We start from the raw sequence: 19,820 nt of genomic DNA on the forward strand, positions 1-19,820 counted from the left end.
GGAATGATTGCCGGGTTGCCAGAGACCAAATTCATGGTGTCTATTCGGATTCCGACTGTGGAGTGGCCGTCGGGGCTTGCTGGGCGGCCTTCTCCGCGGCCTGCGCGGCGGCGCTGCCTGGACGTTTGCGCTGCACCCAGTTCTCGATATTGCGTTGCGGGCCGGCGGAAACCGCGAGCGCCCCGGGCGGGACGTCGTCACGCAGCACGGTGCCCGCGCCCGTGTAGGCACCATCGCCGACGGTCACCGGAGCCACGAACATGGTGTCGGAACCGGTGCGGACGTGCGAGCCGACGGTGGTCCGGCGTTTGGTCGTGCCGTCGTAGTTGACGAACACGCTGGACGCACCGATATTGCTGTGCTCGCCGATGTCGGCATCTCCGACGTAGGTCAGATGCGGCACCTTGGTACCGGTCCCGATGTCGGAGTTCTTGACCTCAACGAACGCGCCGAGCTTGGCGTCGGCTCCCAGCACGGTGCCGGGCCGTAGGTAGGTGTACGGGCCGACCGTGGCGCCACTGCCGATCGACGCCGACTCGCCGTGCGTCCGGATTACCGACGCGCCGTCGGCGACGATGACGTCGGTCAGCGTGGTGTCCGGTCCGACGACACAGCGGCCACCGATCTGGGTGCGCCCGAGCAGCTGGGTCCCGGGTTGGATGACGGTATCGCGGCCGATCGTCACGTCGACGTCGATCCAGGTGGTGGCCGGATCGATCACGGTGACGCCGGCCATCTGGTGCGTGGCGACAATGCGGCGATTGAGCTCGGCAGCCAATTGGGCGAGTTGGACGCGGTTGTTGACGCCGGCCACCAGCGCGCCGTCGTCCACGTGCTGGGCGTGAACGGTCTGCCCGTCGCCGCGCAAGATGGCGATGACGTCGGTGAGGTAGAGCTCTTGTTGGGCGTTGTTGGAGCTCAGCCGGCCCAGCGCGGATCGCAGCGCGGTGACGTCGAACGCGTACACGCCGGCATTGACCTCGCCGATCTTTCGCTGCAACGGAGTCGCGTCGGCTTCCTCCACAATCGCCATCACTTGGTCGTCCTGGGTGCGCAGGATGCGGCCGTAGCCGAAGGGATCGCGCAGCGTGGTGGTCAGCACCGTCGCCGCGGCCGACACCGCGTTGTGGGTCGCGATCAGGTCGGCCAGGGTGTCGGCGTCCAGCAGTGGGGTGTCGCCCGAGGTGATCACGACGACGCCGGCGTAGTCCTGTGGCAGCGCGGACAGGCCGCACAGCGCGGCGTGGCCGGTGCCGCCGGGGTGGTCCTGCAGGGCGACGTCGATGGTGCGTCCGAGGGTGTCGGCGAGTTCGGCGACGAGGGGCGCGACGCGCTGGTGCTCATGGCCCAGGACCACGACCAGTCGCTGAGGTGCCACCTTGGTGATCGCGTGCAGCGAGTGCGACAACATGCTGCGGCCGGCGAGGGTGTGCAGCACCTTCGGGGTGTCTGAGCGCATCCGGGTGCCGGGCCCGGCCGCCAACACCAGGACCGCTGTGTCAACGCGAAACGACATCAACTCTCCTCGTGCTTTGTCCCGTGCGGGGCGGGAGCCCGAAGCGCCGCCACGCCCTCAAGACTGTCATTTCACCTGCACTGATGGCAAAAATCCCATACCCGTGTCCCCTGGGGTGCCTGGGTAGACAAGCAGCCGAAGCTCCGTCGCCAGGACTCGAACCTGAACTATCTGAACCAAAATCAGAGGTGCTGCCGATTACACCACGACGGACTGCAGATCACGGGCGAAGGCGGTTCAACCGCCAACCGCGCCACCAAGACTTTAGACGGTGTGGGGTTCATCAGCGGGCCCCAGGGAAACTCGGGCAATTTCACCTGCGCAAACCGATACTCTGAGTGACGTGGCAGCCCCGGATAAAGAAGTGCGGGCGCCCCGCGCCCGGATGACCGGCAGCGAGCGGCGACACCAACTCATCGGGATCGCACGCTCGCTGTTCGCCGAACGTGGTTATGAAGGCGCCTCGATCGAAGAAATCGCGCAACGCGCCAACGTGTCCAAACCGGTCGTCTACGAGCATTTCGGCGGCAAGGAGGGCCTCTACGCCGTGGTCGTCGACCGGGAGATGTCGGCGTTGCTGGACGGCATCACCTCGTCGCTCACCAACAACCGGTCCCGGGTGCGGGTCGAGCGCGTCGCCCTGGCGTTGCTGACCTACGTCGAAGAACGCACCGACGGCTTTCGGATCATGATCCGCGACTCGCCCGCCTCGATCAGCGCGGGCACCTATTCCAGCCTGCTCAACGACGCCGTCAGCCAGGTCAGCTCCATCTTGGCCGGCGACTTCGCCCGCCGGGGCCTGGATCCGGATCTGGCGCCGCTGTACGCCCAGGCGTTGGTGGGCTCGGTGTCGATGACCGCGCAGTGGTGGCTGGACACCCGCGAGCCGAAGAAGGAAGTCGTCGCCGCCCACCTGGTCAACCTGATGTGGAACGGCCTGACTCATCTGGAATCCGATCCCCGGCTGCAGGACGAGTAGCTCCGCGAGCCTAACCGCAGTGCGATTTTCGGCCTGATTTTTCGCAGTGCCGTTAGGCTCGGCGACCGACTTGACGAAAAGGAGTGGCCCCGCGGGGCCACAGTCAACCGCAGTCGCGAGACAGCAGGTCCGCGATCGTCTCGCGGCGAACCAGTTGGCGGGCCCGACCGTCCTTGACCGCTATCAGCGGCGGCCGGCAGACCATGTTGTAGTTCGACGCCATGTTGTGGTGGTAGGAGCCGGTGCAGGCCACGGCCAGCAGGTCGCCGGGATGCAGGTCCACCGGTAGCTCGATATCGCGGGCGATCTCGTCGCCCGCCTCGCAGTGCCGGCCGGCGACCGTGACCCGCTGCTTGGGTCCCAGCGAATGCCGGTTGGCCAGAGTGACCGTGTACTGGGCGCCGTACAACGACACCCGCGGGTTGTCGCTCATGCCGCCGTCGACCGCGACGAAGGTGCGCCCACCCGGTTGCGTTTTGACCGAGCACACCCGATACAACGTGACGCCGGCCCGGGCGCTGATGGCGCGACCGGGTTCCACCACGATGGTCGGCCGCGGGAAATGTTCGGCGGCGCAGGCCTCGTCCAGCGCGTCTTCGATGACGACGGCGAGCTCGTCGAGCTCGAGTTCGCGATCACCCGGTACGTAGGGGATCGCGTGGCCGCCGCCGATGTTCAGCTCGGTGAGGATGACGCCGTGCTGGGCGCGGATGTCGGCCATCGCGGCGATCATCCGGTGGATGGCCTCGCCGTACAGGGCCGGGTCGGTGACCTGCGAGCCGATATGGCAGTGCAGCCCGACGAGGTCGAGGATCGGATGCGCCAGCACCCGCTTCACCGCGTCGGCGGCCTGGTCCTCGGCAAGGGTGAACCCGAACTTCTGGTCGCTGATACCGGTGGTGACCGCCCGGTGCCCGTGGATGTCGATGTCCGGGGTCACCCGGATGAGCACCGGCTGGCGCTTGCGAGCGCAGCCCGCCAAGTAGGCGATCTCGATGCAGGAATCCAGCACGATCCGCCCGACCCCGGTACTTACCGCCTCTTGCAACTCGTCGGGCGATTTCGCGTTGCCGTGCATGATGATCCGGGCCGGGTCCACGCCGCCGGCCAAAGCGACGGCCAGCTCGCCGGCCGAGCAGACGTCGACGCCCAGGCCTTCTTCGCGCGCCCAGCGCGCCACTGCCGTGGTCAGCAGGGACTTTCCGGCGTAGACGATCTCGACGCCGCGCAACACCTTGCGGTAGCGACGGGCCCGGTAGCGGAAGTCGGTTTCATCGATGACATAGGTGGGGGTGTGGAACTCGTCGGCGATATCCGAAAGGGGTATGTCGCCGATGCAGAGCCGGCCCTCCTCATCGGAATGTGTAGTGACAGGCCAGATCGCGGGATCCAGCCGTCGGGGCGCCGCCCGACCAATGGAGGGCAGCATGTCAAGCAGTGTCATGACTTCACCGTGCGCCCGGCCAGCGCTCGAGTGGGCGATCCTAACGATCCTTTGACGGCCCCGGGCGCAATATTGACGTCGTTCGGCGCACCTAGAATGGGTGCATCATGACCGCACCGGGGCCTGCTAGCCCAGAAACCCCGATTGCGGGGCTCGTTGAATTGGCGTTGACGGCGCCGACCTTCCAGCAGCTCGTCGAGTCCACCGCTGGCGTACCCGCCGAATTGAGCCTGGTGGGCCCGGCCAGCGCACGGCTGTTCGTGGCCAGTGCGCTGGCACAGCAGGGTTCCTTGTTGGTGGTCACCGCCACCGGACGTGAAGCCGACGACCTCGCCGCCGAACTGCGCGGTGTCTTCGGCAGTGCGGTCGCCGTCTTCCCGTCCTGGGAGACCCTGCCGCACGAGCGGCTCTCGCCCGGCGTTGACACCGTCGGCACCCGTTTGATGGTGCTGCGCCGGCTGGCTTACCCCGACGACACCCGGCTGGGCCCGCCGTTGCGGGTGGTGGTGACCGCAGCGCGTTCGCTGCTGCAGCCCATGGCACCGCGGCTGGGGCACCAGGAACCGGTAACCCTTCGCGTTGGTCAAGACATCGGCTTCGAAGAAGTGATTGCCCGACTGGTCGAGCTGTCGTATACCCGGGTGGACATGGTCGGCCGGCGCGGCGAGTTCGCCGTCCGTGGCGGGATTCTCGACATCTTCGCCCCGACGGCCGAGCATCCGGTGCGCATCGAGTTCTGGGGCGACGAGGTCACCGAGATGCGGATGTTCTCGGTCGCCGATCAGCGCTCCATCGCGGAGATCGAGGTCGAGACGCTCGTCGCGGTCGCCTGCCGGGAATTGCTGCTCACCGACGACGTGCGGGCTCGGGCCGCCGAGTTGGTCGCACAGCATCCTCCCGGCGCGAACGCGATCACCGGCAGTGTCACCGACATGCTGGCCAAGCTGGCCGAGGGCATCCCGGTCGACGGCATGGAGGCACTGCTGCCCGTGCTGCGGCCCGACGACCACGCACTACTGGTCGAACAGCTGGCCGAGGGGACGCCGGTGATGCTGTGCGACCCGGAAAAGGTGCGCACCCGGGCCGCTGACCTGATCAAGACGGGGCGCGAATTCCTCGAGGCGTCCTGGTCGGTCGCCGCGCTGGGCACCGAGGCTCCCATCGACGTCGAGCAGCTGGGCGGGTCAGGATTCGCCGAACTGGACGAGGTGCGGGCCGCGGCGGCCCGGACCGGTCATCCATGGTGGACGTTGAGCCAGCTCAGCGACGAATCGGCGGTCGAGCTGGATATCCGGGCGGCGCCGTCGGCGCGTGGTCATCAGCACGACATCGACGGCATCTTTGCGATGCTGCGCGCGCACGTCTTGACCGGCGGGCACGCCGCGATCGTCGCACCCGGGACCGGGACCGCCCATCGGGTGGTGGAGCGGCTGGCCGAGTCCGACACCCCGGCGGCCATGTTGGAATCCGGCGCCGCTCCCAAGGCGGGCGTTGTCGGGGTGCTCAAGGGTCCGCTGCACGGCGGCCTCGTGATACCCGGTGCCAACCTGGTCGTCATCACCGAAGCGGATCTGACCGGCAGCCGGGCCACCGCAAACGACGGCAAGCGCCTGGCGGCCAAGCGGCGCAACACGGTCGACCCGCTCGCGCTGACGGCCGGTGATCTGGTGGTGCACGATCAGCACGGAATCGGGCGGTTCGTGGAGATGACGGAGCGCACCGTCGGTGGCGCCCGGCGCGAGTATCTGGTGCTCGAGTATGCGTCCGCCAAGCGGGGTGGCGGTTCCGACAAGCTCTATGTCCCAATGGATTCCCTGGATCAGCTGTCCCGGTATGTGGGCGGCCAGGCCCCGTCGCTGAGCCGGCTGGGCGGCAGCGACTGGACCAACACCAAGACCAAGGCGCGCCGCGCGGTGCGTGAGATCGCGGGCGAGCTGGTGTCGCTGTACGCCAAGCGGCAGGCCAGCGCCGGACACGCGTTCGCGCCGGACACGCCCTGGCAGGCCGAGATGGAGGACGCGTTCGGTTTCACCGAGACCGTCGACCAGCTGACCGCGATCACCGAGGTCAAGTCCGACATGGAAAAGCCGATCCCGATGGACAGGGTGATCTGTGGCGACGTCGGCTACGGCAAGACCGAGATCGCGGTGCGGGCGGCGTTCAAAGCGGTGCAGGACGGCAAGCAGGTCGCGGTGCTGGTGCCCACCACGCTGCTGGCCGACCAGCATCTGCAGACGTTCACCGATCGGATGACCGGCTTCCCGGTGACCGTGAAGGGGCTGTCCCGGTTCACCGACCCCGCCGAGTCACGCACCGTGATCGACGGTCTGGCCGACGGGTCGGTGGACATCGTGATCGGCACGCACCGGCTGCTGCAGACCGCGGTGCGCTGGAAGGATTTGGGCCTGGTCGTGGTCGACGAGGAGCAGCGGTTCGGCGTCGAGCACAAGGAACACATCAAGTCGCTGCGCACCCACGTCGATGTGCTGACCATGAGCGCGACTCCGATCCCGCGCACCCTGGAGATGAGCCTGGCCGGAATCCGCGAGATGTCGACGATCCTGACGCCGCCCGAAGAGCGCTACCCGGTGCTGACCTACGTCGGCCCGCAGGAGGAAAAGCAGATCGCCGCCGCGTTACGGCGCGAGCTGCTGCGCGACGGGCAGGCCTTCTACGTGCACAACCGGGTCAGCTCGATCGACGCCACCGCCGCCCGGGTGCGCGAGCTGGTGCCCGAGGCGCGGGTGGTCGTCGCGCACGGGCAGATGCCCGAAGAACGGCTGGAACGCACCGTAGAGGGGTTCTGGAACCGCGACTACGACATCCTGGTGTGCACCACGATCGTGGAGACCGGCCTGGACATCTCCAACGCCAACACCCTGATCGTCGAGCGCGCCGACACCTTCGGGCTGTCCCAGCTGCACCAGCTGCGCGGCCGGGTCGGACGCAGCCGCGAACGCGGTTACGCCTACTTCCTCTATCCGCCGCAGGTGCCGCTGACCGAGACGGCCTACGACCGGTTGGCGACCATCGCGCAGAACAACGAGCTGGGCGCCGGCATGGCGGTCGCGCTGAAGGATCTCGAGATCCGCGGCGCCGGCAATGTGCTGGGTGTCGAGCAGTCCGGGCACGTCGCGGGCGTCGGCTTCGACCTGTATGTGCGGTTGGTGGGCGAGGCCGTGGAGGCGTATCGGGCGGCCGCCGACGGAGAAACCGTCACCTCCCCCGAAGAGCCCAAGGATGTGCGCATCGACCTTCCGGTGGACGCGCACCTGCCGCCGGACTACATCGCCAGTGACCGGCTCCGGCTGGAGGGCTATCGGCGCCTGGCGGCCGCATCCGACGACGCGGCCGTCGACGCCGTCGTGGAGGAGCTCACCGACCGCTACGGGTCGCTGCCCGAACCGGCGCAGCGGCTGGTGGCCGTGGCGCGGTTGCGGTTGCTGTGCCGCGCCTCCGGCATCACCGAAGTATCGGCCCCATCTGCGGCAACGGTACGGCTGTCGCCGATGACGCTGCTAGATTCTGCGCAGGTGCGGCTCAAGCGGATGTATCCAGCCGCCAACTACCGCGCCACGACGTCCACGGTGCAGGTTCCGATTCCGCGAGCCGGCGGCGTGGGCGCGCCGCGGCTCCGCGATGTCGAGTTGGTGCAGATGGTGGCCAACTTGGTGACGGCCCTGCAAGGGAAACCGCAGCAAGAGATTGGTATAACGGGTTCGTCACCTGCAGCGATGACGAGGGAGGAGCGACAAGCGCGATGATCGTCGTCTTGTTCGACCCCCGCCGTCCGTCGCTGGTGCCCGTCGAAGCGATCGAGCACCTCACCGGCGAGATCCAGTACACCGAGGAGATGCCCGTCGCGGTGCCCTGGTCGCTGTCGTCCGCGCGTCCGGTGCATACCGGAGAGGATGCGCCGGTGCTGCTGTCGTCGGACCGCGACCACCCCGCGGTGACCGCCCGGTTGGCCGCGGGAGCCCGGCTGATCTCGGCGCCGGAAACGCCCCGCGGTGAACGACTGGTCGATGCCGTCGCGATGATGGACAAACTGCGTACCGCTGGGCCGTGGGAAAGCGAGCAAACCCACGACTCGCTGCGCAGGTTCCTGCTCGAGGAGACCTACGAACTGTTGGACGCGGTTCGCAGCGGCAATGCCCACCAGCTGTGCGAAGAACTCGGCGACGTGTTGCTGCAGGTGCTTTTCCACGCCCGCATCGCCGAGGAAGCGCGGCAGTTCCCGTTCGACATCGACGACGTCGCCGCCACACTGATGCGAAAGCTGGGCAACCGGGTGCCGGGAGTGCTTGCGGGTCAATCGATTTCACTCGAAGAGCAACTCGCCCAATGGGAAGAGCGCAAAGCGGCCGAGAAGCCGCGTAATTCGGTGATGGATGACGTCCATACCGGCCAGCCGGCGTTAGCGCTGGCGCAGAAGGTGATTCAACGCGCCCACGCTGCCGGACTGCCTGCTGACATGATTCCCGCCGAGATCACCGCGATCTCCGTGCTGACCGACGTCGATGCGGAAAGCCTGCTGCGCACCGCGGTGTTGGAGTTCGTGGACACGGTCCGTGCGGTCGAGAGGTCGATCGCCGCCACTCGCCGCGGGGACAGCGTGCCCGAAGAGTTCGATGTGGCTCGGCTGGGCGTGATCACCGAGGAGGAGTGGCGCAAGCACTGGCCATCCGACGCGGTCGACGATGTCGGGCCGCCGGAGTCCCAAGGTTCCGGCGACACGGCCGCGGTTGGCGAGGCGGGCGAGGCCGAGGTTGACGACGAGGCCGAAGCCGACGACGAGGTCGATGACGAGGCCGAAGCCGGCGATGAGCGCGAGGACGTCGGGACCGCCGGCGATGAGCCCGGCAAGGAGTCCAAGGGGTCCGGTAAAGGCTCGAAACGGGGCCGAGGCCGAGGCTAATGCCGGTTAGATCGCGCGCGGGTTGCCTGTCAGCGATCGCCCTAATGTTTGCCGTTGTACGCTGCGGCGACGGGTAATGTGGCTTGTGAGTTGGCGAATCCCGGTGGTCAGCGTTGTTCGTGCTTTGCTAGCCACGCTAGCCGGCAGCTCATCGATAAAGTAGCTGAAACCGGGCTTGCCGATTCGACGCGACCGGCCACGGCGAAAGGTCATGGGACGATAATCAGTGGGTGACGTTGGTGTAGGGGAAGTTAAGGGGTACGTGGTGTCGCCGAGGCGTTGGTTGCGCGCGGCCGCCGTGATCGGCGCGACCGCGATGCTGATGGCCTCCAGCTGTACCTGGCAGCTCAGCCTCTTCATCCCCGAAGGCGTGCCGCCCCCGTTCGGGGATCCGGTGCCGGCAGTGAACACTCATGCGAGCGGTCGGCCCGCGGACCAGTTGCGGGACTGGGCGTTGCAGCGCTCCGCGATCTTGGAGATTCCGGTGATTGCTCTGGAGGCCTACGCGTATGCCGCCCGGGTCGCCGAGGTCGAAAACCCGAAGTGCCATATCGCGTGGACCACGCTGGCGGGCATCGGGCAGGTCGAGAGCCATCACGGCACCTACCGGGGCGCGACGCTGTCGCCGAACGGGGATGTGAGTCCGCCGATCCGAGGGGTTCGGCTGGACGGCTCTGGGGGCAACCTGCGCATTGTCGACGCCGAAGAGAACATGACAGACAGCGAGCCGGCACTGGCCCGCGCGATGGGGCCCATGCAGTTCATTCCGGAGACATGGCGGTTGTACGGGGTGGACGCCCACAACGACGGCCGCGTCAGCCCGGACAACATCGACGACGCAGCGCTTGCGGCGGCCGGTTATTTGTGTTGGCGCGGAAAGGATCTCGGGACACCCCGGGGATGGATAACCGCGCTACGGGCCTACAACAACTCGAGTGTCTACGCGCGGGCCGTCCGAGACTGGGCGACCGCTTACGCGGCGGGTCACCCGCTGTAGAAGGATGAATCGCTGACCCAGGCTTTAGGCTAAAGGCGGCCCGGGGCCGGCATCAGCTACCACGCAAGGAGATCCTAGTGCCGATTATCGAGCAGGTCGGGGCCCGCGAGATTCTCGATTCCCGAGGTAACCCGACCGTCGAGGTCGAGATAGCCCTGATCGACGGAACCTTTGCCCGCGCCGCGGTGCCGTCCGGCGCGTCGACGGGTGAGCACGAGGCCGTCGAGCTCCGCGACGGCGGCAAGCGCTACGGCGGCAAGGGCGTACAAAAAGCGGTGCAAGCCGTGCTCGACGAGATCGGCCCGGCCGTGATCGGACTCAACGCCGACGATCAGCGGTTGGTCGACCAGGCGCTCGTGGACCTCGACGGCACTCCCGACAAGTCGCGGCTGGGCGGCAACGCGATCCTGGGCGTATCGCTGGCCGTCGCCAAGGCGGCGGCCGATTCCGCCCAGTTGCCGCTGTTCCGCTATCTCGGCGGGCCGAACGCGCACATCCTGCCCGTGCCGATGCTGAACATCCTCAACGGCGGCGCCCACGCCGACACCGCTGTCGACATCCAGGAGTTCATGGTGGCGCCGATCGGCGCACCGAGCTTCGTCGAGGCGCTGCGCTGGGGTGCCGAGGTGTACCACTCGCTGAAGTCGGTGCTCAAGAAGCAGGGCCTGTCCACCGGCCTGGGCGACGAGGGCGGCTTCGCCCCCGACGTGGCCGGAACCACCGCGGCGCTGGACCTGATCGGCTCGGCCATCGAGTCGGCGGGTTTCACGCTGGGCACCGACGTGGCCCTGGCCCTCGACGCGGCAGCCACCGAGTTCTACACCGACGGCACCGGGTACATCTTCGAGGGCGCGACCCGGACCGCCGAGCAGATGACGGAGTTCTACGCCAAACTGCTCGACGCCTACCCGCTGGTGTCCATCGAAGACCCGCTGTCCGAAGACGATTGGCAGGGCTGGGCGGACCTGACATCGGCGATCGGTGATCGGGTGCAAATCGTGGGCGACGACATCTTCGTCACCAATCCCGAGCGGCTCGAGGAGGGCATCGAAAAGGGTGTCGCCAACGCGCTGCTGGTCAAGGTGAACCAAATCGGCACGCTGACCGAGACACTCGACGCCGTCGCCCTGGCTCACCACAGCGGATACCGCACGATGATGAGTCACCGCAGCGGCGAGACCGAAGACACCACGATCGCCGACCTGGCGGTGGCCGTCGGCAGCGGGCAGATCAAGACGGGCGCGCCCGCACGCGGCGAGCGGGTTGCTAAATACAATCAGCTGCTGCGCATCGAGGAAGCGCTTGGCGACGCCGCCCGCTACGCCGGCGATCTGGCATTTCCGCGCTTCGCACTGGACGTGAAATAGTTTGACAGCCAACGGGAAACGCGGCTAGATCTCCGATGCCCGACGCGAAACGGCCAGACCCGAAGCGCCGCTCCCCGGCATCGCGCCCGGGGAAAGCCGGTGATTCGGTTCGGCGCGGTCGCGCTGCCAAACCGTCGTCCAAGCCGTCGTCGCGCCAGTCGAAGCTGGCGCAGAGCGCCTCGGCTGCTCGGACGACGGCCGAGCACATCGTCGAGCCGATCAAGAGGCAGATCGCCGAGTCCGTCGAGCAACGATCCGATCAACGGCTGGGATTCACCGCCCGGCGCGCCGCAGTCCTGGCCGCGGTGGTCTGCGTGCTGACTTTGACGATCGCGGGCCCGGTGCGCACCTATTTCGCGCAGCGCACCGAGATGTCCCAATTGACCGCCAGTGAAGCCGCGCTGCGCCGTCAGATCGCCGACCTCGAGCAGAAGAAGGTCAAGCTCGGTGACCCGGCCTACATTGCGGCGCAGGCCCGCGAGCGCCTGGGGTTTGTGATGCCCGGGGACACGCCCTTCCAAGTCCAGCTTCCGGCGGCCGCGGCGGTGTCCCCGCAGCCGGGAGGCGAGACGGCCAAGCCGGCCAGCAGCGCCCCCTGGTACTCCTCGCTGTGGCACACCATCGCCGACGCCCCGCACCTGCCACCGGCCGCCCCGGCTGAACCTGGACAGCCAGTGCCCGCGCCGCCGGAATCACCGAAGCCCGCGACTCCCGGTGGTTGATCGTGCCGACCTCGACGCGGTGGCACGCCAGCTTGGACGCGAGCCGCGCGGTGTGCTGGAGATCGCCTACCGGTGCCCCAACGGTGAGCCCGGCGTGGTGAAGACCGCGCCGAAACTTCCTGATGGCACACCGTTTCCGACGTTGTATTACCTGACGCATCCAGCGCTCACCGCGGCTGCGAGCAGGCTGGAGACGACGGGACTGATGCGGGATATGACCGAGCGACTGCGCACCGACAGCGAATTGGCGGTTGCCTACCGGCGCGCCCACGAGTCGTATTTGGCCGAGCGTGACGCGATCGAGCCGCTCGGGACCACCTTCTCGGGCGGAGGTATGCCGGAGCGGGTCAAGTGCCTGCACGTGCTGATCGCGCATTCGCTGGCCCAGGGGCCCGGGGTTAATCCGTTGGGCGACGAGGCGTTAGCGTTGCTTGCCGCCGAGCCGGGCATGGCCGCAGTGTTGGATGGTGAGTTGTGGCGTTGAGGGCGGCCGGTGTCGACTGCGGCACCAACTCGATTCGGTTGCTGATCGCCGACGTATCGGACTGGCGGCTTCGCGACGTGCATCGCGAGACCCGGATTGTGCGATTGGGCCAGGGCGTCGACGCCACCGGTCAGTTCGCGCCGGAGGCGATCGAGCGGACCAGGGCCGCGCTGGTCGACTATGCGGACCTGATGAGAGCCCATGGCGTCGAGCGGGTTCGGATGGTTGCTACGTCGGCCGCCCGCGATGTCACCAATCGCGATGTCTTCTTTGCGATGACGGCCGACGTGCTGGGCAGTGTGCTTCCCGGCGCGGTCGCGGAGGTGATCACCGGAGCCGAAGAGGCCGAGCTGTCGTTCCGCGGCGCCGTCGGCGAATTAGACAGTGCTCGTGGGCCTTTCGTCGTCGTCGACCTGGGTGGCGGCTCAACCGAGATCGTGCTCGGCGCAGGCGAGGTGGAGGCGAGCTACTCGGCGGACATCGGCTGCGTCCGGTTGACCGAGCGCTGCCTGCACTCCGACCCGCCGACACCGCAGGAAGTCGACGCGGCACGTCAGATGGTGCGCGATCGGCTCGAGCCCGCACTGCGGGCCGTGCCCGTCGAGCAGGCTCGGACTTGGGTCGGACTGGCCGGCACGATGACCACGCTTTCGGCGTTGGCGCACGATATGACGACGTATGACGCTGCGGCCATTCATCTTTCGCGGGTCGCCGGCGATGACCTGCTGGCGGTGTGCGAGCGCCTGATCGGCATGACGCGATCCCAGCGTGCGGGACTGCCGCCGATGCACGAGGGCCGGGCCGACGTGATCGGGGGCGGCGCGATCGTGGTCGAGGAGTTGACGCGCGAACTGCGCGCCCGGGCGGGTATCGACGAGCTGACGGTCAGCGAGCACGACATCCTGGACGGCATCGCGCTGTCGATTTGCCAGTAGCCGGTTGCTTAGGCCTCGAAGCGGTAGCCGTTTTCGAATGTGCGCTGCGGGCTTCCGGTGTGCGGTGAAGGCGGTGTTTTCGCGAAATCCCCGCCCTGGACGCACACTCGACGCCCTGGATGCACGCTCAGGCCTCGAAGCGGTAGCCCATACCCGATTCGGTCAGCAGGTGCTTGGGATGTGACGGGTCGTCTTCGAGCTTGCGCCGCAGCTGTGCGAGATACACACGCAGATAATGGGTTTCGGTGGCATACGCCGGACCCCACACCTCTTTGAGCAGTTCCTCGCGGCCGACCAGCTTGCCGCGATTGCGGACCAGCACCTCGAGCATGCCCCATTCGGTCGGGGTGAGGTGCACCTCGGTGCCGTTCTTGGTGACCTTCTTGGCGGCCAGGTCGACGGTGAAAGCATCGGTTTCGATCACCGGCTCGTCCGTTTCGGAGGCCGCGGCATTGCGGCGGACCGCGGCCCGCAGCCGAGCCAGGAACTCGTCCATGCCAAATGGTTTCGTGACGTAGTCGTCGGCCCCGGCGTCCAGCGCCTCGACCTTGTCGGAGGAGTCCGTGCGTGCCGACAACACGATCACCGGCGCCGTCAACCAGCCGCGCAGACCACCGAGCACCTCGATGCCCGAAATGTCGGGCAGGCCGAGATCGAGGACCACCACATCGGGTTTGTGTTCGGCGGCGGCGCGCAGGGCGCCGGCCCCGGTCGCCGCGGTGACGACCTCGTAACCGCGCACCGAGAGATTGATGCGCAGCGCGCGCAGGATGTGCGGCTCGTCATCGATCACCAATACCCGGGTCATCGGACACCAATCAGTTGCGGCGGTGCGGCCAAGTCTACGACGACGGTGAGTCCACCCCCCGGCGTATCGCCGGCCTGGATAGTCCCCCCCATGGCTTCGACGAAGCCGCGCGCAACCGACATCCCCAGTCCCACACCGGTGGTGTTGTCGTGATCGCCCAGCCGCTGGAAGGGTTCGAAGAGCTGATCCTCCCCGCCGTGGGGGATTCCCGGGCCTTCGTCGATGACGTTGATCAGGGTGCGATCGCCAACCCGCCCCGCGTTGACCCTGACCACACAGTTGGGCGCGTAACGCAGCGCATTGTCGATCAGGTTGGCAAAAACCCGTTCGAGGAGCCCGGCGTCGGCCATCGCCACGGCGTCACTCACGTCGACCTTGACCCGGTCGATCGCTGATCGGTAGAAACCGGTGGCGCCCTTGCCGATACTGACCAGCGCGCGTTGCACCGTTTCCTCCAGATACACCCGGCGCAGATCCGGGCGGACAACGCCGGCGGCCAGCCGCGAGGAATCGAGCAGATTTCCGACCAGCGCGGTCAGCTGGTCGATCGACTCTTCAATGGTGGCCAGCAATTCCGCGGTGTCCTCAGCGGAAAAAGCGACGTCCTCGGCACGCAAGCTGGACACCGCCACCTTGGCCGCGGCCAGTGGCGTGCGCAGGTCGTGGCTGACCGCCGAGAGCAATGAGCGCCGTAGGTCGTCGGCCCGCACGATCGCCTCGGCCCGGCTGGCCTCTTCGGCCAGCTCGCCCTGTCTGATCAGACCCGCGGCTTGCCTGGCTACCGCGCCCAGCACCCGGCGATCGCGGGCGGAGAGCTTCTTGCCCGCCATCAGCATCCAGAATTCGTCGTCACCGACCTCGATCGCGGTGTCCGCGGAATCAACGGTCACACAGGGATCATTGCCCACACAGGCGACGATGTAGCTCTTCTTGCCATTGGTGCGGTCTTCGTCGCTCGGCTCGCGCAAGATGCTGACCGCGCGCTGTGCGTAGGTCTCGCGCACGCGTTCGAGCAGCGCCTCCAGATCGGCGCCGCGCAACACCGAACCCGCGAACAGGGTCAACAGTTCGGCCTCTTGGGAGGCCAGTCGGGCTTCGCGGGCTCGTTTGGCTGCGCCGTCGACCAGAACCGCGACTGCGACTGCTATCAGCAGCAGCACCAACTCGGTGATGGCGCTGTTGGGTTCGGCGATGGTGAAGCTGTGCCGCGGAGCTATCAGGAAATAGTTCAGCAGCAGCCCGGACAGCACCGCCGAAAGAGCCGCCGGGGCAACGCCTCCCAGTAAGCCGACCAGCAAGACCCCGACGAAGAACAGTGCGCTCTCACCGCCGGTGTCCAGATAGGCGTCCAGCATCGTCACTGTGATGGTGCAGATCACCGACGGGATGATGAAGGCTGCCAGCCAGGACGCAACGCGTCGCTCGCGGGGCACGAGCGACGCGAGGTGAAAACCGCGTTTGGATTCGTCGTGGGTGACGATGTGCACGTCGATCTTGCCGGACCGCTGCACGATGGCCGGCCCGATGCCCTCCTCGAATACCCGCGCCCAGCGGGACCGTCGTGAACTGCCGATCACCAGCTGGGTGGCGTTGATCTCGCGGGCGAAATCCAGTAGCGCAGCTGGTATGTCGTCACCGACCACGGTGTGCACGGAAGCGTCCAGGCTGCTCGCCAACTCACGAATCTTGCTCATCCGGGGCTCCGAGAGGCCGGCCAGCCCGTCGCCGCGTATCACGTGTACCACCATCAGCTCGGCGCTGGACTTCGATGCGATCCGGGATGCCCGCCGTACCAACGTCTCCGATTCCGGGCCGCCGGTGACCGCCACCACGACTCGCTCGCGCGCTTCCCACATGTCGGTGATCTTGTTGTCCGCGCGGTACTTGGCCAGCGCCGTATCCACCTGGTCGGCGAGCCACAGCAGCGCTAATTCCCTTAGTGCGGTGAGGTTTCCGCGGCGGAAGTAGTTGGACAGCGCCGCGTCGATTCGTTCCGAAGTGTAGACATTGCCGTGGGATAGCCTGCGGCGCAGCGCCTCCGGCGTGATGTCAATGAGTTCGACCTGCGCAGCCTCGCGCACGATGGAATCCGGCATCGTCTCCTTCTGTTCGATGCCGGTGATCTGGGCGACGACGTCGTTGAGGCTTTCCAGGTGCTGGATGTTGACCGTGGAGATCACGCTGATCCCGGCGTCCAGCAGCTCCTCGACGTCCTGCCATCGCTTTTGGTTCTTGCTTCCCGGCGTATTGGTGTGGGCGAGTTCGTCGACCAGGACCACCTGCGGATGCCGTTCCAGCACGGCCGGCACGTCGAGTTCGGGAAAGCTGCCGCCGCGGTATTCGAGGTAACGGGGCGGGATGATCTCGATGCCGTCGAGCATCTCCGCGGTTTTCCGGCGGCCATGGGTCTCGACCACGGCGGCCACCAAGTCGGTGCCGCGTTCCAAGCGCCGGTGTGCTTCTCCAAGCATCGCGTACGTCTTGCCGACACCCGGAGCCGCACCGAGGTAGATGCGTAGCTCCCCGCGCTTCGGATGGTGGTCAGTGACGGTCACGTCAACCATCATCCCCCCGCGACGCTAGCTTGTGACCGGATACCGGTGGTCGAGCTCGGTGTTGAGTTGCAGGACATTCACTGTCGGCTCACCGAAGAACCCCAGGGCACGACCGGCAACGTAGTGCGCGAGGACCGCACGTATCTGATCCGGGCTGACATGCCGGGCCTTGGCCACCCGACCGATCTGAATGTCGGCGTAGGCCGGTGAGATGTCCGGATCCAAGCCGCTGCCGCTGGCAGTGACCGCGTCGGCGGGCACCTGCGGGTCGTTCGGGGCGCCGCCGCGAATGGGCACGATCTGGCCGTTCGAATAGTCGTCACCGAACGTGGCGCACTCGACCCGAACGCCTTCGTAGAAGTTCAGGAAGGGCTGTTTCGTCGTCGCGCACGGTTCGTTGACGCTGACGACCCTGGTCGGGTGGACGACGTAGCCGCGCGAATCGCGGGGGCCGATCACCGACAGCACCGCCCCGACACCGCCGCCGGTGCAGAACGGGCGTGCGCCGTCGACACCTTCGAGCCGTCCGATCGATGTACTGCGCGTACACACCTGCGTCAGCAGGCTCGGCTTGAACCCGGCATCGGACGCACTGGCGCCGGAGGCAAGCTTGGCCGGGTCACCGGGTGTGTCGACAACGCTTTCGGGCCCAAGGTTGCTGCCACCGCTGGACGTCGGGTCATATCCGTTGCTGCCCGCGGCCGACGGCCGGCTCTGAAAGTACTTCGGCAGCGGGTTGCCGGACGAGTCGGTGAACGACTGCCCAATGATCCTGCTGCCGACGGGTTTGCCGCCCGCGGTGAGGATCGAACCCTCCGCCTTGTCGTGCAGCCCGGGAATCAACGCCACCAGCCAAATGAGCAGCGGGTAGCCCAAACCCAGGATCACGGTGAAGACGAGCAGCGCGCGTAGCGCGGCCCAGTGTTGGCGAACCGTGTTAGCGATGTTCATGTCAGGCCATCCCAGGAAGAAGTTGAACCAGCAAGTCGATGAGCTTGATCCCGACGAACGGGGCAACGATGCCGCCCAATCCATAGATATAGAGGTTGCGGCTGAGCAGTTTCGATGCCCGGCTCGGCGTATACCGAACGCCGCGCAGCGCCAGCGGAATCAGGGCGACGATGACGATCGCGTTGAAGATGACCGCCGACAGGATCGCGGATTGTGGGCTGTGCAGCCGCATCACGTTGATCAGGTCCAGGCCCGGGAAGATTGCCACGAACATCGCCGGGATGATCGCGAAATATTTGGCGATGTCGTTGGCGATCGAGAACGTGGTTAACGCTCCACGAGTGATCAGCAGTTGCTTGCCGATCTCCACGATCTCGATGAGCTTGGTGGGATCGGAGTCCAGATCCACCATGTTGCCGGCCTCTTTGGCCGCCGACGTGCCGGTGTTCATCGCGACTCCGACGTCGGCCTGTGCCAGTGCCGGTGCGTCGTTGGTACCGTCACCGGTCATCGCCACCAGGCGTCCGCCCTGCTGCTCCTTTTTGATCAGCATCATCTTGTCTTCCGGCGTGGCCTCGGCGAGGAAGTCGTCGACCCCGGCCTCATCGGCGATTGCCTTGGCGGTCAACGGATTATCGCCGGTGATCATCACCGTCCGGATACCCATCACGCGCATCGCGTCGAATCGCTCGCGCATGCCCTGCTTCACCACGTCCTTGAGGTGGATGACGCCGAGCACCTCGGCCGTGTCGCCGTTGATCTGTCCGACAACCAACGGCGTTCCACCGGCTGCCGAGATGCCGTCGACGATCTCGCCGAGTTCGACCGGGACGTTGCCGCCGTGACCGCGGACCCAATCGGCTACCGAGCTGGCCGCGCCCTTGCGCAGCTGTCGTCCGTCGAGGTCGACTCCCGACATCCGGGTCGTCGCAGTAAATTCCACCCAGCTAGCGTTCGCCAGCTCGCCAGGATGCCGCGCGCGCAGCCCGTAGCCCTCTTTGGCGTAGACGACGATCGAACGGCCCTCGGGAGTCTCGTCGGCGAGACTGGACAGCTGGGCGGCGTCCGCCAGGTCCGCGTTTGTCACCCCGGTCACCGGAATGAACTCCGACGCTTGACGATTCCCGAGCGTGATGGTGCCGGTCTTGTCCAGCAGCAGGGTGTTGACGTCACCGGCCGCTTCGACCGCGCGGCCCGACATGGCCAGCACATTGCGTTGCACCAGCCGGTCCATGCCGGCGATACCGATCGCGGACAGCAGCGCGCCGATCGTGGTCGGAATCAGGCAGACCAGCAGTGCCACCAGGACGATGCCGCTGATGCCGTCGGAGCTCAGTGCCGAGGTGTCGGGCACACCGGGGTTGTTGACCTTGGAGAAAATCGCGAGCGGCTGCAGCGTCGCCACCGCGAATACGAAGATAAGGGTCAGTGCTGCTAGCAGAATGTTGAGCGCGATCTCGTTGGGCGTTTTCTGCCGGTTTGCGCCCTCGACGAGTGCGATCATCCGGTCCACGAAGCTCTCGCCGGGCTTCTGGGTGATCTTGACCACGATGCGGTCCGAGAGCACGGTAGTCCCGCCGGTCACCGCAGAGCGGTCACCGCCGGATTCGCGGATCACTGGCGCGGATTCACCGGTAATGGCCGATTCATCAACCGAGGCAATGCCTTCCACGACATCCCCATCGCCAGGGATGACTTCACCGGCGGTGACCACCACGAAGTCGCCCTGCTGCAGTAAGGGCGCCGCGACCTCTTCTTCGGGGGTGTCCGAAGAAGAGCCGGGTGACCAACTCTTGAGGCGGCGTGCAACGGTGTCGGCCTTGGATTTGCGCAGCGCGTCGGCCTGTGCCTTTCCGCGTCCTTCGGCGACGGCTTCGGCGAGGTTGGCGAAAAGCACTGTCAGCCAGAGCCAGAACACGGTGAGCCAGCTGAACCAGCTATTGTCGCCGAACGCAAGCACCGTCGACCAGACGGCGCCGATCTCGACGATGAACATCACCGGGTTGCGCCATAGGGTGCGTGGATCGAGCTTGCGCAATGCGTCCGGCAGTGCCTTCAGCAGCAGCGCGGGGTCGAGCAGCCCGCCTTGCATCTTTTCGCCGGGTGCGTGGGCGGTACGCCGTTGTGTTGCGGAATCAATTGTG

General features: G+C 66.7%; 14 protein-coding genes and 1 tRNA gene. 8 read left to right on the plus strand and 7 right to left on the minus strand.

The features are described 5' to 3' along the window. Window positions 1-40: 40 nt before the first annotated feature. On the minus strand, window positions 41-1,516 hold the full coding sequence (glmU, locus tag ACTXG5_RS11785; protein ID WP_445163817.1) for a bifunctional UDP-N-acetylglucosamine diphosphorylase/glucosamine-1-phosphate N-acetyltransferase GlmU: 1,476 nt from the start codon (window positions 1,514-1,516) through the stop codon (window positions 41-43). 141 nt (window positions 1,517-1,657) lie between these two features. Continuing rightward, a tRNA-Gln gene (locus tag ACTXG5_RS11790) sits at window positions 1,658-1,729 on the minus strand. A gap of 172 nt (window positions 1,730-1,901) precedes the next feature. Here ACTXG5_RS11790 and ACTXG5_RS11795 point away from each other — a divergent pair. Further along, a complete protein-coding gene (locus ACTXG5_RS11795) occupies window positions 1,902-2,495 on the plus strand; it encodes a TetR/AcrR family transcriptional regulator (RefSeq protein ID WP_267735371.1) in 594 nt (197 codons plus the stop codon). Between the two features lie 103 nt (window positions 2,496-2,598). On the opposite strand, the gene lysA is transcribed toward ACTXG5_RS11795, so the two are convergent. Next, a complete protein-coding gene (gene lysA / locus ACTXG5_RS11800; RefSeq protein WP_445163818.1) occupies window positions 2,599-3,939 on the minus strand; it encodes a diaminopimelate decarboxylase in 1,341 nt (446 codons plus the stop codon). A 107-nt stretch (window positions 3,940-4,046) separates the two neighbouring features. On the opposite strand from lysA, the gene mfd reads away from it, so the two are divergent. The 7 genes from mfd to ACTXG5_RS11835 all read left to right on the plus strand — a co-directional run bounded on the left by mfd (window position 4,047) and on the right by ACTXG5_RS11835 (window position 13,362). Then, window positions 4,047-7,703 (plus strand): transcription-repair coupling factor, encoded by a 3,657-nt coding sequence (gene mfd / locus ACTXG5_RS11805; RefSeq protein ID WP_445163819.1) that lies wholly within the window; start codon window positions 4,047-4,049, stop codon window positions 7,701-7,703. Beyond that, on the plus strand, window positions 7,700-8,857 hold the full coding sequence (locus ACTXG5_RS11810; RefSeq protein WP_445163820.1) for a nucleoside triphosphate pyrophosphohydrolase: 1,158 nt from the start codon (window positions 7,700-7,702) through the stop codon (window positions 8,855-8,857). The genes mfd and ACTXG5_RS11810 overlap by 4 nt, the downstream gene beginning before the upstream one ends. A 265-nt stretch (window positions 8,858-9,122) precedes the next feature. After that, a complete protein-coding gene (locus ACTXG5_RS11815) occupies window positions 9,123-9,854 on the plus strand; it encodes a lytic transglycosylase domain-containing protein (protein WP_445163821.1) in 732 nt (243 codons plus the stop codon). A 77-nt stretch (window positions 9,855-9,931) separates the two neighbouring features. Next, window positions 9,932-11,221 (plus strand): phosphopyruvate hydratase, encoded by a 1,290-nt coding sequence (eno, locus tag ACTXG5_RS11820; RefSeq protein ID WP_445163822.1) that lies wholly within the window; start codon window positions 9,932-9,934, stop codon window positions 11,219-11,221. A gap of 35 nt (window positions 11,222-11,256) precedes the next feature. After that, window positions 11,257-11,943, plus strand: a complete 687-nt coding sequence (locus ACTXG5_RS11825) for an FtsB family cell division protein (RefSeq protein WP_445163823.1) — start codon at window positions 11,257-11,259, stop codon at window positions 11,941-11,943. Next, on the plus strand, window positions 11,936-12,427 hold the full coding sequence (locus tag ACTXG5_RS11830; RefSeq protein WP_445163824.1) for a DUF501 domain-containing protein: 492 nt from the start codon (window positions 11,936-11,938) through the stop codon (window positions 12,425-12,427). Before ACTXG5_RS11825 ends, ACTXG5_RS11830 begins: the two co-directional genes overlap by 8 nt. Continuing rightward, window positions 12,418-13,362, plus strand: coding sequence for a Ppx/GppA phosphatase family protein (locus ACTXG5_RS11835; protein WP_445163825.1), 945 nt, complete (start codon window positions 12,418-12,420; stop codon window positions 13,360-13,362). Before ACTXG5_RS11830 ends, ACTXG5_RS11835 begins: the two co-directional genes overlap by 10 nt. A 127-nt stretch (window positions 13,363-13,489) precedes the next feature. On the opposite strand, the gene ACTXG5_RS11840 is transcribed toward ACTXG5_RS11835, so the two are convergent. Genes ACTXG5_RS11840 through kdpB form a run of 4 tightly spaced genes read right to left on the minus strand, consistent with a single transcriptional unit; the run spans window position 13,490 to window position 19,768 of the window. Further along, the gene (locus ACTXG5_RS11840) at window positions 13,490-14,170 is read right to left on the minus strand and encodes a response regulator (protein ID WP_445163826.1); all 681 of its coding nucleotides are present in this window, start codon (window positions 14,168-14,170) and stop codon (window positions 13,490-13,492) included. Beyond that, window positions 14,167-16,737 carry an ATP-binding protein gene (locus tag ACTXG5_RS11845; RefSeq protein WP_445163827.1) on the minus strand — a complete coding sequence of 857 codons (2,571 nt, stop codon included), beginning with the start codon at window positions 16,735-16,737 and terminating at the stop codon, window positions 14,167-14,169. The genes ACTXG5_RS11840 and ACTXG5_RS11845 overlap by 4 nt, the downstream gene beginning before the upstream one ends. A gap of 12 nt (window positions 16,738-16,749) precedes the next feature. Beyond that, window positions 16,750-17,676 (minus strand): potassium-transporting ATPase subunit C, encoded by a 927-nt coding sequence (locus ACTXG5_RS11850; RefSeq protein ID WP_445163828.1) that lies wholly within the window; start codon window positions 17,674-17,676, stop codon window positions 16,750-16,752. A gap of 1 nt (window position 17,677) precedes the next feature. After that, a complete protein-coding gene (kdpB, locus tag ACTXG5_RS11855; RefSeq protein ID WP_445164377.1) occupies window positions 17,678-19,768 on the minus strand; it encodes a potassium-transporting ATPase subunit KdpB in 2,091 nt (696 codons plus the stop codon). Between the last annotated feature and the right edge of the window lie 52 nt (window positions 19,769-19,820).

The sequence above is a fragment of the Mycobacterium sp. Dal123C01 genome (assembly GCF_052566995.1).